The organism is Calidifontimicrobium sp. SYSU G02091 (assembly GCF_022631395.1).
Lineage (GTDB): Bacteria > Pseudomonadota > Gammaproteobacteria > Burkholderiales > Burkholderiaceae_C > Calidifontimicrobium > Calidifontimicrobium sediminis.
This window is the reverse complement of sequence record NZ_JALBGB010000019.1, coordinates 26,031-39,991: the sequence shown is the minus strand read 5'-3', so window position 1 is coordinate 39,991 and position 13,961 is coordinate 26,031. Positions and strand designations below refer to the sequence as shown.

Here is a 13,961-nt window from a genome sequence, read left to right as displayed (position 1 = left end):
AAAACGGCGCATCCCTGCATTCCAACCACGGAGCGACCTTCCGATGATCACGCTGCCCCTTCGTTTCGACCTGCGGCCGTTCGCCGCCGCCCTCGTGCTGGCGCTGTCGGGCACGGCGTTCGCCCACGGCGACGTCACGCCGCAGGCCGTCGATACCCGCGAGCTGCCGCAGCTCGGCGAGCAGTGGCGCACCGAGAACCCCTACCGCAGCAATGCGGTGGCGGTGCGCATCGGCAGTTCGGCGTACAACCAGAACTGCGCGCGCTGCCACGGGCTCGAGGCGGTCTCGGGCGGCATCGCGCCGGACCTGCGCAAGCTCGACAGTGACTGCGCGACACTGCGCGACGACAGGCGCAAGGCGGCGTGCGTGAAGGAGATGGACGACTTCTTCCTCGGCAAAGTGCGCCGCGGCGTGACGCGCAACGGCGCGGTCTACATGCCGCCTTTCGAGGGCATCTTGAGTCAGGAGGCGATGTGGTCGATCAAGTCGTACCTCGAGACGCGGCGGGAGAAGCCGATTTGACGCCGCCAGCCGACCGCCGGCGCCGCCGGCTGATCACGGCGGCGGCTGCCGCCGTCGCCACTGCTGCGCTGCCGCTGGCTGCGCGTGCGCAGGCGCTGGCGCGCGTGAAGGAGCGCGGGCGGCTGTCGGTGGCGGTCTACCACGACATGCCGCCGTTTCACGTCGGCGGCGAGGGCATCGACGTGCTGCTCGCGCGTGCGCTGGCGCAGCACCTCGGGGTCACGCTGTCGCTGCTGCCGTTCCACGCCGGCGAGAGCATGGGCGACGACCTGCGCAACATGGTCTGGCGCGGACACTATCTCGGCTTCGGTCCGGCCGACGTGATGCTGCACGTGCCGGTCGACCCGCCGCTGATGCGCGCGACGCCGCAGGTCGAGATCTTCGCGCCGTACTACCGCGAGCGGGTGATGATCGCGCGCCGGCTCGACGCCGTGCCGCGCATGGACGGTCTGGCCGACTTCGGCACGCAGCGCATCGCGGTGGCGGGGCAGAGCCTGGCCGGCTGGCTGCTGATCGGTGCCGAAGGCGGGCGTTACCGCGACCAGCTGGACACCAGGATCGCCGACGGCACCGAGGCCGCGCATCGGCTGCGGCGCGGTGAAGTCGCCGGCGCCGCGGGGCTCGCCTCCGAGCTCGAGTCGGTGCTGGGCGGCGCCAGCGGCGTGGCGATCGAGCCGCTGCCGCTGCCGCAGATGCGCAACGGCTGGGCGGTCGGTATGGCCGTCAAGCGTGACGCGCGCGATCTCGCGCAGGCGCTGCAGGCGGCCGTCGAGGCGCTCGCCGCCAGTGGCGAACTGCCGGCGATGTTCGCGTCGCGCAACGTGTCGTGGCGCCGGCCGTGACAGCGCGGCGACGCTGTCACGGCGTGGAACACCGCTAGGGTTAGACCTAGGTTTCGGCGCCGAGGCCACCTTCGCAACATACGCCACAGGCTCCGTGGCGTCGCCAGGGTAGGCTGCGCCGGTATGCCCCGTGTCCACTCCACCCCGAGGACCCCATGCAGAAGACCTTGCACATCAACCCCGACAAATGCACCGGCTGCCTGCAGTGCGAGATGGCGTGCTCGTTCGAGAACTACGCCACCTACGCGCCGGCGAAGTCGCGCATCAAGGTGTTCGACTTCCACCATACCGGGCGCAAGGTGCCCTACACCTGCACGCAGTGCGACGAGGCCTGGTGCCTGCACGCGTGCCCGGTCGAGGCGATCACGATCGACAAGCTCACGGGCGCCAAGGTCGTCAACGAGACGACCTGCGTCGGCTGCAAGGTGTGCACGATCAGCTGCCCGTTCGGCACGATCAATTACGTGCAGGAAACCGGCAAGGTGCAGAAGTGCGACCTGTGCGGCGGCCAGCCGGCCTGTGCCGAAGTCTGCCCCACCGGCGCGATCACCTACATCGACGCCAACTGGACGGGCCTCGCGAAGATGCAGGCCTGGGCCGACAAGCTCGGCAACCAACCCGCTGCCGCATAAGGAGTACGACATGTCCTGGGCAGGAAAGATCCTCCGCGTCAACCTGAGCGCCGGCACCGTCAAGGCCGAGCCGCTGAACATGGACTGGGCGCGCGCCTACCTCGGCTCGCGCGGCCTGGCCACCAAGTACATCGTCGAGGAGGTCGACCCGAAGGTCGACCCGCTGGGCCCCGACAACAAGATCATCTGGGCGACCGGCCCGCTCACCGGCACGATGGCCTCGACCGGCGGGCGCTACACCGTCGTCACCAAGGGCCCGCTGACCGGCGCGATCGCGTGCTCGAACTCGGGCGGCCACTGGGGCGCCGAGCTCAAGATGGCCGGCTGGGACATGATCATCTTCGAGGGCAAGTCGGCCAAGCCGGTGTACCTGTACGTCGAGGACGACACGGCCGAGCTGCGCGACGCCGGCCACTTGTGGGGCAAGAGCGTCTGGGAGACCGAGGAGACGCTGAAGAAGCAGCACCAGGACCCGCTGCTGCGCATCTCGAGCATCGGCCTGGCCGGCGAGAACCAGGTGCTGTTCGCCGCCGTCGTCAACGACCTGCACCGCGCGGCCGGCCGCTCGGGCGTCGGCGCCGTGATGGGTAGCAAGAACCTCAAGGCGATCGCGGTGCGCGGCACCAAGGGTGTCGGCAACATCAAGAACCCGAAGGAGTTCATGAAGGTCACCTTCGAGAAGAAGAAGGTGCTCGCCGACAACGCCGTCACCGGCCAGGGCCTGCCGACCTACGGCACGCAGGTGCTGATGAACGTCATCAACGAGATCGGCGCGCTGCCCACGCGCAACCACCGCGACGTGCAGTTCGAGGGCGCGAAGGACATCTCGGCCGAGGCGATGGCCACGCCGCGCAAGAGCGACGGCAAGCCGCAGCTCGTCACGAACCAGGCGTGCTTCGGCTGCACGATCGCGTGCGGGCGCATCAGCAAGATCGACCAGACGCACTTCAGCGTGCAGAACAAACCGCAGTACTGGGGCGCCTCGGGCGGCCTCGAGTACGAGGCGGCGTGGGCGCTCGGCGCGGCCAACGGCGTCAACGACCTCGAGGCGCTGCAGTACGCCAACCTGATCTGCAACGAGCACGGCATGGATCCGATCAGCTTCGGCGCCACCGTCGGCGCAGTGATGGAGCTGTACGAGATGGGCGTGCTGACGAAGGAGCAGCTCGGCATCGAGGCGCCGTTCGGCTCGGCGAAGGCGCTGTGCGAGTTCGCCGACATGACGGCGCGCGGCATCGGCTTCGGCAAGGAGATCGGGCAGGGCAGCAAGCGTCTGACCGCCAAGTACGGGCATCCCGAGCTGAGCATGAGCGTCAAGGGCCAGGAGTTCCCGGCCTACGACAGCCGCGGCATCCAGGGCATGGGGCTGACCTACGCGACGAGCAACCGAGGGGCATGTCACCTGCGCAGCTACACGGTCGCTTCCGAAGTGCTCGGCATCCCGGTCAAGACCGACCCGCTGAGCGCCGAGGGCAAGCCCGAGCTCGTGAAGGCCTTCCAGGACGCCACCGCGGTGTTCGACTCGGCGGGCATCTGCGTGTTCACGAGCTTTGCGTGGACGCTGGCCGACGTGCAGCCGCAGCTCGCCGCCGCCTGCGGCGAGGAGTTCACGCTCGACAACCTCAACGTGATCGGCGAGCGCATCTGGAACATGGAGCGCGACTTCAACAACCGCGCCGGCTTCACGGCCAAGGACGACACGCTGCCGCCGCGCCTGCTCAACGAGCCGGCCAAGACGGGGCCGGCGAAGGGTCTGGTCAACAAGCTGCCCGAGATGCTGCCGAAATACTACGAAGTGCGAGGCTGGAACCCCGACGGCACGCTCAAGCCCGAGACGCGCGCGCGGCTGGGGCTGTGATCCGGCGTCCGCGTTGAACCCACCCGAAGGCGGTCGCGAGACCGCCTTCTCACTTCGAGAACCCACGATGAAGCACGTGATCCTCGGCGCCGGCCCGGCCGGCGTCATCGCGGCCGAGACGATCCGCAAGCACGCGCCACACGACGAGATCCTGATCGTCGGCGACGAGCCCGAGGCGCCGTACTCGCGCATGGCGATCCCGTACCTGCTGATCGGCCACATCGGCGAGGAGGGCACGCACCTGCGGCACGGCAGCGACCACTACGCGAAGCTGCGCATCGGCATCCGGCGCGGCGTGCGTGCGACCGGTGTCGACACGAAGGCGCGCACCGTGGCGCTCGACGACGGCACCGCGGTGCCGTTCGACCGCCTGCTGATCGCCACCGGCTCGCGCCCGGCGAGCCCGCCGATCCCCGGCATCCACACCGACGGCGTGCACACCTGCTGGACGCTGAAGGACGCGAGGGCCATCATGCAGCGCGCGCAGAAGGGCGCGCGGGTGATCCAGATGGGCGCCGGCTTCATCGGCTGCATCATCATGGAAGCACTCGCGGCGCGCGGCGTGCAGCTGACGGTCGTCGAGATGGGTGACCGCATGGTGCCGCGCATGATGGGCCCGACGGCCGGCGGGATGATCAAGGCGTGGTGCGAAGCCAAGGGCGTGCGCGTGTTCACCGGTGCGCGCGTCGAGGCGATCGAGCCGCACGCGCCGCTGCGCGTGCGCCTGTCGACCGGCGACCACCTCGAGGCCGACCTCGTGATCAGCGCCACCGGCGTCAAGCCGGCGATCGGCTTCCTCGAGAACTCCGAGATCAAGTGCCTGCAGGGCGTGCTGACCGACGAGCACATGCAGACGACCGTGCCGGACATCTACGCCGCCGGCGACTGCGCCGAGGCGTTCGACAAGGTCAGCGGCAAGACGGTGGTCAGCGCGATCCAGCCCAATGCGGCCGACCAGGCGCGCGTGGCGGGGCTCAACATGGTCGGACTGAAGGCCGAGCTCAAGGGCGTCACGCAGATCAACGTGCTCGACACGCTCGGGCTGATCTCGGCCAGCTTCGGCAACTGGCAGGGCGTGCCCGGCGGCGACCACGTCGAGCTGACCGACCGCGACGCCGGCAAGCACTTGAGCCTGCAGTTCGCCGGCGACCGCCTCGTGGGCTGCAACAGCATCGGCTGGACCGAGCACGTCGGCGTGATGCGCGGCCTCGTCGAAGGGCAGGTCAGCCTCGGCGAATGGAAGGACAAACTGCTCGCCGACCCGACGCTGCTGATGGAGGCCTACCTCGCCCGCGCGCAGGCGCAGGAGGCGCGCGCCCTGGTCAAGGCCTGACGGCACGCCGGCAACGCCTGCGGCCGTCATGCGGCAACATCGCGGCATGCAGATCACGTTCAAGCTCTACGCCAGCCTCGCGCAGTACCTGCCGCCCGAGGCGCGCAGCGGCAACCAGGTCGTGCTCGACGTCGCGCCCGGCGCGACGATCGCGCAGGTCATCGAGCCGTTCGCACTGCCGATGAAGCTGGTGCACCTGGTGCTGATCAACGGCGTCTACGTGCCGCCCGAGGAGCGCGCGACGCGCACGCTCGCCGACGGCGACGTGCTCGCGATCTGGCCGCCGATCGCCGGCGGCTGAGCGGGCGGCGCGCGTGCTGCCGCACGACGGGCCCGTCTTCGAGCGCGAGATGGGCTGCACGGCCGACGAACTGCGCGGCTGGCTGCCGGGCGCCTGCCAGGGCGCCGCGCTCGCGTGGCGCGACGGCGGCGCCGACGTGACGCTGGGCGCCGGCCGGCTGCGCCTCGACTGGCAGGTGCTGCCGCCGCGGCGCATCGCGCTGATCGAGCTGCCGCGGCTGGCGGTGTGCTTTCACTTCGAAGGCGTGACCGACGACGAACGCTGCCGCTTCATGCGCCGCTTCGACCTGTGCACGCAGCGCGGCGGCGGGTAAGAAGACCAACTCGGCTGCGGCTGGCGTGTCGAAGGCGTCCATGCCAGGAATGACGTGTCTGTCTTTTCCTTCGCATGGACGCCTGCATGACCATACACGGTGATGCGCGTTCCCTTGGCGCGCGGTCGCTCTTTCCGGCCGCACGTCCGCGACGACGCGAGCGTATGGCGGATTGCTGCAGTGTGGATCACTCGCAGCGGAAGTTGGACGCGTCTTCCAGACTTCCCGAGCCGGTGTAGCGGGCGACTTTCGGGTATGGGCACAGGGGTCGGGTCCGGCCGGGCGACCAGGCCGTGGGCACGTCGGAGTTGGCACCTCCGGCATTGCCCGGGCCGCGCGCGGTGGCCGTGATGCGCTCGGGGGCCATGCCCTGTTCGACCCATGTCACCAGCGGCGTGATCAGATCGAACTGGTCGGTGGCCGGGCCGCCAGCGCAATGGCCCATTCCAGGCACACGGAAAAGGCGCGCGAAGTCCGAGGCATCACCGCCGTGCCTGTTCTGGAGGCCCTGGTACCAGCGTTCGGTATCGTGCACCGAGAAGATCGCGTCGCTGACGCCGTGATAGGCGAGGATCTTGCCGCCGCGGTTGCGCACACGGGACAGATCGGTGGGGTTGGGCGGTGTCATGAAGCTCATGGCCGACTCGGTGTAGGTGGCGTTGGTCGCCTGGATCGAATGGACCAGCGCATCGATGTCGGCGCCGAGCGTGAAGGCGGGACCATTGAATCCCACGGGTGACACGGGCGGGACGCCGAAGATCATCGCGACTGCGCCCGAGTCGAGGATCAGGGGTGCATTGAACTCCCAGAACGCCACCCCCGCCGAGGCCAGCCCGCTGTCGAACGGGAAACCCGCGTAGATCGGCGTGCCGTCGCTCTTGACCGCACCGCTGAAGATCGGTTCGAGCACGATCTTTTGCAGGGTCGACAGGCAGGTGCCGTCGCGGCCACCGGTGCAAGTCGGCACATCGCGCATGAAGTTGAACGCAGCCTGACAGGCGGTGGTGTCTTGAATGAGGCCGTCACTGGCGCCGTCGAGCGCGTCGCATTTGGCCAGCACCGCCGCCGAGACGGTGGCACGCTCGGCTTGCGTGAACGCCGTTTCCAAGCCCGCCGCTGTGGCGGGGTCACCACTGGCGAGCAAAGCATAGCGTTGCGCGCCGAAGATGTTGGCCACAGCCGCCTTTGGCAGGTTGAAGCCGGGGGCGCCGATGAGAAAGCCGTCGTACTGATCGGCATAGCGCGCGGCGGCCACCATCGCATGACGGCCACCGTTGGAGCACCCACCGATGTAGGAGCGGTCCGGGGCCTTGCCGTAAGCCCGTCGGATCAGATCCTTGGCGATCGGCGTGAGCGTGCCTACCGCCTGGTAGCCGTAGTCGAGTCGCGCCTGCGGGTCGAGACCGAAAGCCGGCCCGCCGTGGAGGGCATTGTTGTGGCCGGCATCGGAACTCAACACGGCGAAGCCTTGATGCAAGGCGTTGGTCAGTGGACCACCACCGTACGCCCCCAGGGCTGTCACGACGGCGCCGTCGATGCCGCCATTGGCCTGATACCAGAAGCGGCCGTTCCATGCCTTGGGCAGACGCATCTCGAACCCGATCGCGTAGGTCTTCCCGTCTACCGGACTCACGCGCTCGTTGACCTTGCCCGTGACCAGGCAGTGTTCGCCGATGTCCTGGCCGGCCACCTTCAGCGTGCCGGCGGCGACTGTGGCCACGCCGGTGATCGTCAGTCCTGTCGGCAGCGTGCCCCACTGGGTGGCCAGGGCCTCGCAGGTGCTGGGCAGCGCGGCCGGCGTGGCGGCGCTCAACCGGGGCGGGTCATCGCCGCCACCTCCGCAGCCGCTGATTCCGGCCACCATGAAAGCGGCCAGCGCCGCCCGGTACAACTTTCGCTCATGCATCGAGTCGTCTCCTCTGATCCGTGTGCAGGCCTCGCCGCAGGTCGCCTGTGGGTTGTGACGAGTGGCGGCCAGATAGTTAATTTAAAGAACTAACTAAGGCACTGAATGCGGAATTACACCGATGCTCGTTGGGCGCTATTGATTCAAGTGGTGAATGATGAGTTGATTCCTTCGGGAAGACGCGCGCACCGCTCGCGCGCGCGACAATCGCCGCATGAGCGCCGCCAAGAAGCCGTCCTCGGCCGATGCCATGACGCCTGCGGCACGCTTGGCCGAGGTCCAGCTCAAGTCCATCGTGGGCTATCAACTCGCCCAGGCAGCGATCGTGACGATGCAGGTGTTCGTCAGTCGCGTGGGCAGTCGTTTCGCGCTGCGGCCGGTGGAGTACACGATCCTGGCCTTGGTGACCGACAACGACGGAATCTCGCCGCGTCAGCTGGCGCAGGCTCTGGCGGTCACGCCGCCCAACATCACCGCGTGGCTGGACCGTCTCGAGGCACGCGGTCTGCTGCGACGTCAGCGCAACACGACCGACGCGCGCTCGCACCATCTCCATGCCACGCCCGAAGGCGCCGAGCTGGCGCAGCGAGCGAGTGCCGCACTGATCGAAGGCGAGAGGGAAACCTTGACCACGCTCTCCGCGGCCGAGCATGCGATGCTGCTCGAGCTGCTGCACAAGGCGGCACGCAGCCGGCGGCGTGCCTGAGCGGGGGGCTGCGCCGGGCCGATCTGGTCGGAGTGGCGCTAAGTCCGGTGGCGTCGGCAGGCGCCAGCCCGCGTTGGATTAGACGTTGCTCGTCGCGCGTACCTCGCCGATCGTCGTCAGCCCCTGCAGCACCTTCTCGATGCCGTCCTGGCGCAGCGTGCGCATGCCGTCGGCCAGCGCCTGGTCGAGCAGCTGCTCGACGCGGCCACCACCGACGATGAGCTGGCGCAGCGGCCGCGTGACGGTCAGCAGCTCGTGGATGCCGACGCGGCCGTCGAAGCCGCTGCCGTCGCAGCGCGGGCAGCCAGGGGCCTCGTGGAAGCGGATGCGCCCGTCTTCGCCAAAGCGCGCGCGCCAGTCGGCCAGCACCGCGTCACGCGACGGGCGCAGCGCCTCGGGGAACACGTGCAGGTGGTCGCCGAGCAGGTCGTCGACCTCGGCGTCGGTCGCGTCGCGCGACGTGCGGCAGTGCGGGCACAGCCGGCGCACCAGGCGCTGCGCGAGCACCGCGAGCAGCGAGTCGCCGAAGTTGAACGGGTCCATGCCCATGTCGAGCAGCCGCGTGACGGTCTCGGGCGCGCTGTTGGTGTGCAGCGTGCTGAGCACCAGGTGGCCGGTCAGCGACGCCTCGATCGCGACGTGCGCCGTCTCCTCGTCGCGGATCTCGCCGACCATGATCACGTCGGGGTCGGCGCGCAGGAAGGCGCGCAGCGCCTTCGCGAAGGTCCAGTCGATCTTCGGGTTGACCTGCACCTGGCGCAGCCCGCGCTGCGTGATCTCGATCGGGTCCTCGGCCGTCCAGATCTTGCGGTCGGGCGTGTTGATCTCGCCGAGTGCCGAGTGCAGCGTCGTCGTCTTGCCGCTGCCGGTGGGGCCCACGCACAGCACCATACCGTAGGGACGGTGGATCGCGTGGCGCAGCCGCGCGAGGTTGTCGGCCGACAGGCCGAGCTGGTCGATCGGCAGCGGCTTGGCCGACGCGAGGATACGCATCACGACGTCCTCGAGGCCGTTGGCGGTCGGGATCGTCGCGACGCGCAGCTCGATCTTGTGCTGCGGCGAGAAGCGCGCGAAGTTGATCTTGCCGTCCTGCGGCTTGCGGCGCTCGCTGATGTCGAGGTCGCACATGATCTTGATGCGCGCCACCAGCGCCGCGCGGTAGGTGTGCGGCAGCTCGAGGTAGGGCTTGAGCACGCCGTCGCGGCGGAAGCGGATGCGCACCTTCTCGCGCCCGGGCTGCGTCTCGATGTGGATGTCGGACACGCGCTGCATCCACGCGTCGACGATCATCGTGTTGACGAGCTTGACGAGCGAGTTGTCGGACTGCTCGATCGCCGGCTCGTCGTCGCGCTCGGCGGCGGGCAGCTGCTGCTGCTCGAGTGACGCCAGCAGCTGGCTCGCGTCGGGGGGTTCGAACTCGATCGGCGCGCCCTGGTGCGCGACCGCGGTGTCGGCGTGACGCGCGTCCATGCCGAAGCGCTCGTAGATCGGCGGCAGCGCGCGCGCGATGTCGCTGGCCGGTGCGAGCGCCGGCACGATCTTGCACTGCGAGACGAACTCGAGCTCCTCGAGCGCGGGGCGCACGGTGGGGTCGTCCATCGCGACGATCAGCCGCGAGCCGCGGCGCAGCAGCGGCAGCGCGTTGAGCCGGTGCGCGACCGCGAACGGCACGCAGCGCGCGGCTTCGATCTCGACCGGGAACGCGGCGAGGTCGACGACCGGGTAGCCCATCTTGCGCGCCAGCGCGGTCTGCAGGTCCTGCCGCGAGACGATGCCGTTGCGCACCAGCAGCTGGCCCAGCGGCACCGAGCGGTCGAGCTTCTGCTGTGCGAGCGCCTCGTCGAGCTGCTCCTCGGTGATCAGGCCCAGACCGAGCAGTGCCTCGCCGATGCGCATCATCGGCATGCGCGCCTGGTGGTCGATCGCGGCGACCAGTTCGTCGGCGCTGGCGACCTTCTTCGCGAGCAGCGCTTCAGCGGGCGGACGCGCCGTGGTCGGGGGCTGCGTCTTCGGCTCGGGCGGCGCGTCGAGGCGCAGCTCGGCTTCGACCGGCGGCGTGCTGCACGCCGTGCCCGGCGCGGCTGCCGTGTCGGGTGCGGCTGTCGTGTCGAGCGGCGCATCCAGCACGAAGCCGCTGTAGCGTCCCTGCGGCACGAACACCGCCTGCACCGCGCCATGGTCGCCGTGCGGGACGAAAAGGAACAGCCCGGCGTCGGTCTCGACGTGGCCGACGGTCTCGCCGCAGCGCGCCTGACCCATCGCCGTGAGCAGGCGATAGCGCTGTACCGTGGGGCGCGCGTCGTCGCTGCGCGCGGGCTGCAGCGGCACGGTCAGCGTCAGCTGCTGGATCTGCGCGAACGCGAACGGCATCGCCTGGCGGCCGCTGCCGATGCGCACGCGGGCGGTGCGCTGCGCGGGATCGAACGCGGTCAGCTGGCCGCGGATCGTGCGGCCCGTCGTACCTTCGATCGTGCACTCGGCCGGCAGCCGCGGCTGCACCGAGGCGTACGCCGGCGACGGCGGCGCTGGCCAGGCAAAGCCACTGCCAGCCGGGGTCGGCAGCGCATCGAGCGGCGGCAGGGACAGGTCCGTCATCGCTGGGGCGCGGAATCGTCGCGCGGGCAGATTCCCGCGCCACGATCGTAGGCGCCGCAGCGCGGGGCGAAGCGCCGAGATGCGGGGCGTTGGCGGCGCAGTTGCCCGCTGCGGGGCGTGCTGCGACGCCTCAGCGTCGCATCTGCTGCGGCAGGAACGTCACCAGCTCGGGAAAGACGTAGATCAGCCCGACCGCCGCGACCATCAGCACGAAGAACGGCAGCGTCACGCGCGCGATCCAGCCGATCTCGCGCTGGGTCATGCCCTGCAGCACGAACAGGTTGAATCCCACCGGCGGCGTGATCTGCGCCATCTCGACGACGAGCACGATGAAGATGCCGAACCACAGCGGGTCGATGCCGGCCTTCGTGATCGTCGGCAGGATCACGCCCATCGTCAGCACGACCATCGAGATGCCGTCGAGGAAGCAGCCGAGCAGGATGAAGAACAGCATCAGCGCCAGCAGCAGCGCGAACGGGCTCAGGCCCAGCGTCGCGATCCACTCGGCCAGGTGGCGGGGCAGGCCGATGTAGCCCATCGACAGCGTCAGGAACGCCGCGCCGGCGAGGATCAGCGCGATCATGCAGTACAGCCGCGTGCCGCCGATCAGGCTGTCGCGGAACGTGGCCCAGGTGAGCGACCCCTGCGCCGCCGAGACCACGAGCGCGCCGACGACGCCGATGGCCGCCGCCTCGGTCGCCGTCGCGATGCCGGCGTAGATGCTGCCGAGCACGGCGGCGATCAGCAGCACGACGGGGATCAGGTGGCGCGACTCGCGCAGCCTGTCGCGCAGCGGCAGCCGCGCGTCGGCCGGCGGCACGAGCTGCGGGTGGCGCCACGCCCACACCATCAGGTAACCCGAGAACAGCAGCGCGATCACGATGCCGGGCACGACGCCGGCGATGAACAGCTGCGCGATCGAGACCTCGGCCGCGACGCCGTAGACGATCATGATGATCGACGGCGGAATCAGCAGCCCCAGCGTGCCGGCGCCCGCCAGCGAGCCGATCGCGATCGCGTCGGGGTAGCCGCGCCGCTTCAGTTCGGGCAGGCTCATCTTGCCGATCGTCGCGACGGTGGCGGCGCTCGAACCCGAGACGGCGGCGAACAGCGCGCAGCCGGCGACATTGACGTGCAGCAGCCGCCCGGGCAGCGCCTGCATCCACGGCGCCAGGCCGCGGAACATGTCCTGCGAGAGCCGCGTGCGGAACAGGATCTCGCCCATCCAGACGAACAGCGGCAGCGCCGTCAGCGTCCAGCTCGATGCGCTGCCCCAGATCGTGACCGCCATCGCGTCGCCGGCCGGGCGCGCGCTGAACAGCTGCATGCCGATCCACGCCACACCCGACAGCGCCAGCCCGATCCACACCCCGCTGCCGAGGATCAGGAACAGAGAGACGACGAGCAGCGTCGTGATCGCGAGGTCGCTCATGCGCAGGTGGCGGCTACTCGTTGCGCGCGGCCTCGTCGCTGGCCACGGGCGCGCGGCGCCCGCGCAGCTCGAGCACCAGTTCGTCGACGAAGGCGATCGCCAGGATCACGGTGCCCACGGCCATCGACAGCTGCGGGATCCACAGTGGCGTCGCGTCGCTGGCGGTCGAGACGTCGTTGAACGCGTGCGACTGCCACGCCAGCCGCACGCTGTAGAACGCGAGCAGCGACGCGAGCAGCGATGCAGCGCCCAGCGCCCACACCTCGAGCGCGCGCCGCGCACCCCCGGCGAGCGCGCCCAGCACCAGCGTGACGCGGATGTGGTCGCCGCGCTTGAGCGTGTGCGCCAGCGCGAGGAAGCCGGCGGCGGCCATCAGGTAGCCGGCGTAGGCGTCGGTGCCCGGCACGTGGAAGTGCAGCGCCCGGCTGACGATGGACAGCAGCACCATCGCCAGCAGGCCGACCATGCACAGGGCCGCCGCCCAGGCGGCCCCGTCGTAGAGCGCGTCGAGCGCGCGGCGTACCACGGCCCGCGCGGCTTACTTGCGGAACGCGTCGACCAGCTGCTGGCCCTCGGGGCCGGCCTTGTCGAGCCACTCCTTGAGCATCGTCTCGCCGACCTTCTTCATGTCGGCGGTCAGCTGTGCCGGCGGCGGCGAGACGATCGTCATGCCGTTGGCGCGCAGCTTGTCGAGGCTCTCGGTGTTGGCCCTCTTGCTCGCCTCGAGTCCGCGCACCTCGGCGTCGGCGGCGGCCTTCAGCAGCGCGTCCTGCGTGGGCTTGTCGAGCGCGTCGAAGGCGCGCCGGTTGACGATCACGGCGTTCTTCGGCAGCCAGGCCTGCGTGTCGTACCAGTACTTGATGTGCTCGTAGGTCTTGGTGTCGAAGCCGGTGGCGCCGCTGGACATGTAGCTCTCGACGACGCCGGTGGCCATCGCCTGGCTGAGTTCCGCGGCCTGCACCGTCACCGGCTGCGCGCCGACGAGCTCGGCGATGCGCGCGGTCGCCGGGCTGTAGGCGCGCCACTTGACGCCCTTGAGGTCGGCGGCCGAGCTGATCGGCTTCTTGACGTAGATGCCCTGCGGCGGCCACGGCACCGCGTACAGCACCATCATGCCCTGCTCGGCGAGCTTCTTGTCGAGCATCGGCTTTTGCACGCGCCACAGCTTCATCGCGTCGTCGTAGCTGGTGGCCAGGAACGGGATGCCGTCGGCGCCGAAGATCGGCCACTCGTTCTGGAAGTTGACGAGCAGGATCTCGCCGATCTGCGCCTGCCCGCCCTGCACGGCGCGCTTGATCTCGGGCGCCTTGAACAGCGACGCGTTGGCGTGCACCGTGATCTTGAGCTTGCCGCCGGTGGCGCGGTCGACGTCGTCGGCGAACTGCTGCAGGTTGACGCTGTGGAAGTTGGTCGCCGGGTAGGCGGCGGGCAGGTCCCACTTGACCTGGGCGTGGGCCACGCCTGCGGCGAGCAGCGCGGCGGCAGCGAGAGCACGGACGGGTTGCATCGATCGACCTCCG

Annotated in this window: 13 protein-coding genes; 8 read left to right on the top strand and 5 right to left on the bottom strand. The window is 69.7% G+C overall.

The annotated features are described in order from the left end of the window. Nucleotides 1-43: 43 nt before the first annotated feature. The 7 genes from pedF (at nt 44) to MOJ79_RS12340 (ending at nt 5,802) form a co-directional block, all read left to right on the top strand. Nucleotides 44-523 (top strand): cytochrome c-550 PedF, encoded by a 480-nt coding sequence (pedF, locus tag MOJ79_RS12370; RefSeq protein WP_241924438.1) that lies wholly within the window; start codon nt 44-46, stop codon nt 521-523. Beyond that, the gene (locus MOJ79_RS12365) at nt 520-1,365 is read left to right on the top strand and encodes a substrate-binding periplasmic protein (RefSeq protein ID WP_241924437.1); all 846 of its coding nucleotides are present in this window, start codon (nt 520-522) and stop codon (nt 1,363-1,365) included. The genes pedF and MOJ79_RS12365 overlap by 4 nt, the downstream gene beginning before the upstream one ends. Before the next feature lie 155 nt (nt 1,366-1,520). Then, nucleotides 1,521-1,997 carry a 4Fe-4S dicluster domain-containing protein gene (locus MOJ79_RS12360; protein WP_241924436.1) on the top strand — a complete coding sequence of 159 codons (477 nt, stop codon included), beginning with the start codon at nt 1,521-1,523 and terminating at the stop codon, nt 1,995-1,997. 10 nt (nt 1,998-2,007) lie between these two features. Further along, nucleotides 2,008-3,855 carry an aldehyde ferredoxin oxidoreductase family protein gene (locus MOJ79_RS12355; RefSeq protein ID WP_119288802.1) on the top strand — a complete coding sequence of 616 codons (1,848 nt, stop codon included), beginning with the start codon at nt 2,008-2,010 and terminating at the stop codon, nt 3,853-3,855. Nucleotides 3,856-3,922: 67 nt separating this feature from the next. Continuing rightward, entirely contained in the window at nt 3,923-5,188 is a 1,266-nt protein-coding gene (locus tag MOJ79_RS12350; RefSeq protein WP_241924435.1) for an NAD(P)/FAD-dependent oxidoreductase, read from the top strand. Between the two features lie 46 nt (nt 5,189-5,234). Beyond that, on the top strand, nt 5,235-5,489 hold the full coding sequence (gene thiS, locus MOJ79_RS12345) for a sulfur carrier protein ThiS (RefSeq protein WP_241924434.1): 255 nt from the start codon (nt 5,235-5,237) through the stop codon (nt 5,487-5,489). 13 nt (nt 5,490-5,502) lie between these two features. After that, entirely contained in the window at nt 5,503-5,802 is a 300-nt protein-coding gene (locus MOJ79_RS12340) for a hypothetical protein (RefSeq protein ID WP_241924433.1), read from the top strand. Nucleotides 5,803-5,989: 187 nt separating this feature from the next. Here the strand turns inward: MOJ79_RS12340 and MOJ79_RS12335 are convergent, their stop codons facing one another. After that, the gene (locus tag MOJ79_RS12335) at nt 5,990-7,708 is read right to left on the bottom strand and encodes a tannase/feruloyl esterase family alpha/beta hydrolase (protein WP_241924432.1); all 1,719 of its coding nucleotides are present in this window, start codon (nt 7,706-7,708) and stop codon (nt 5,990-5,992) included. Between the two features lie 214 nt (nt 7,709-7,922). Here MOJ79_RS12335 and MOJ79_RS12330 point away from each other — a divergent pair, with 214 nt between their 5' ends. Continuing rightward, a complete protein-coding gene (locus MOJ79_RS12330) occupies nt 7,923-8,414 on the top strand; it encodes a MarR family winged helix-turn-helix transcriptional regulator (RefSeq protein ID WP_241924431.1) in 492 nt (163 codons plus the stop codon). 78 nt (nt 8,415-8,492) lie between these two features. On the opposite strand, the gene MOJ79_RS12325 is transcribed toward MOJ79_RS12330, so the two are convergent. From MOJ79_RS12325 to MOJ79_RS12310, 4 genes are all read right to left on the bottom strand, one after another. Continuing rightward, nucleotides 8,493-11,009, bottom strand: coding sequence for a GspE/PulE family protein (locus MOJ79_RS12325; protein WP_241924430.1), 2,517 nt, complete (start codon nt 11,007-11,009; stop codon nt 8,493-8,495). A gap of 130 nt (nt 11,010-11,139) precedes the next feature. Then, nucleotides 11,140-12,441 carry a TRAP transporter large permease gene (locus MOJ79_RS12320; protein WP_241924429.1) on the bottom strand — a complete coding sequence of 434 codons (1,302 nt, stop codon included), beginning with the start codon at nt 12,439-12,441 and terminating at the stop codon, nt 11,140-11,142. A gap of 13 nt (nt 12,442-12,454) precedes the next feature. After that, nucleotides 12,455-12,907, bottom strand: coding sequence for a TRAP transporter small permease (locus MOJ79_RS12315; RefSeq protein ID WP_241924477.1), 453 nt, complete (start codon nt 12,905-12,907; stop codon nt 12,455-12,457). Nucleotides 12,908-12,979: 72 nt separating this feature from the next. Further along, nucleotides 12,980-13,948 (bottom strand): TRAP transporter substrate-binding protein, encoded by a 969-nt coding sequence (locus MOJ79_RS12310; protein ID WP_241924428.1) that lies wholly within the window; start codon nt 13,946-13,948, stop codon nt 12,980-12,982. Nucleotides 13,949-13,961 lie beyond the last annotated feature (13 nt).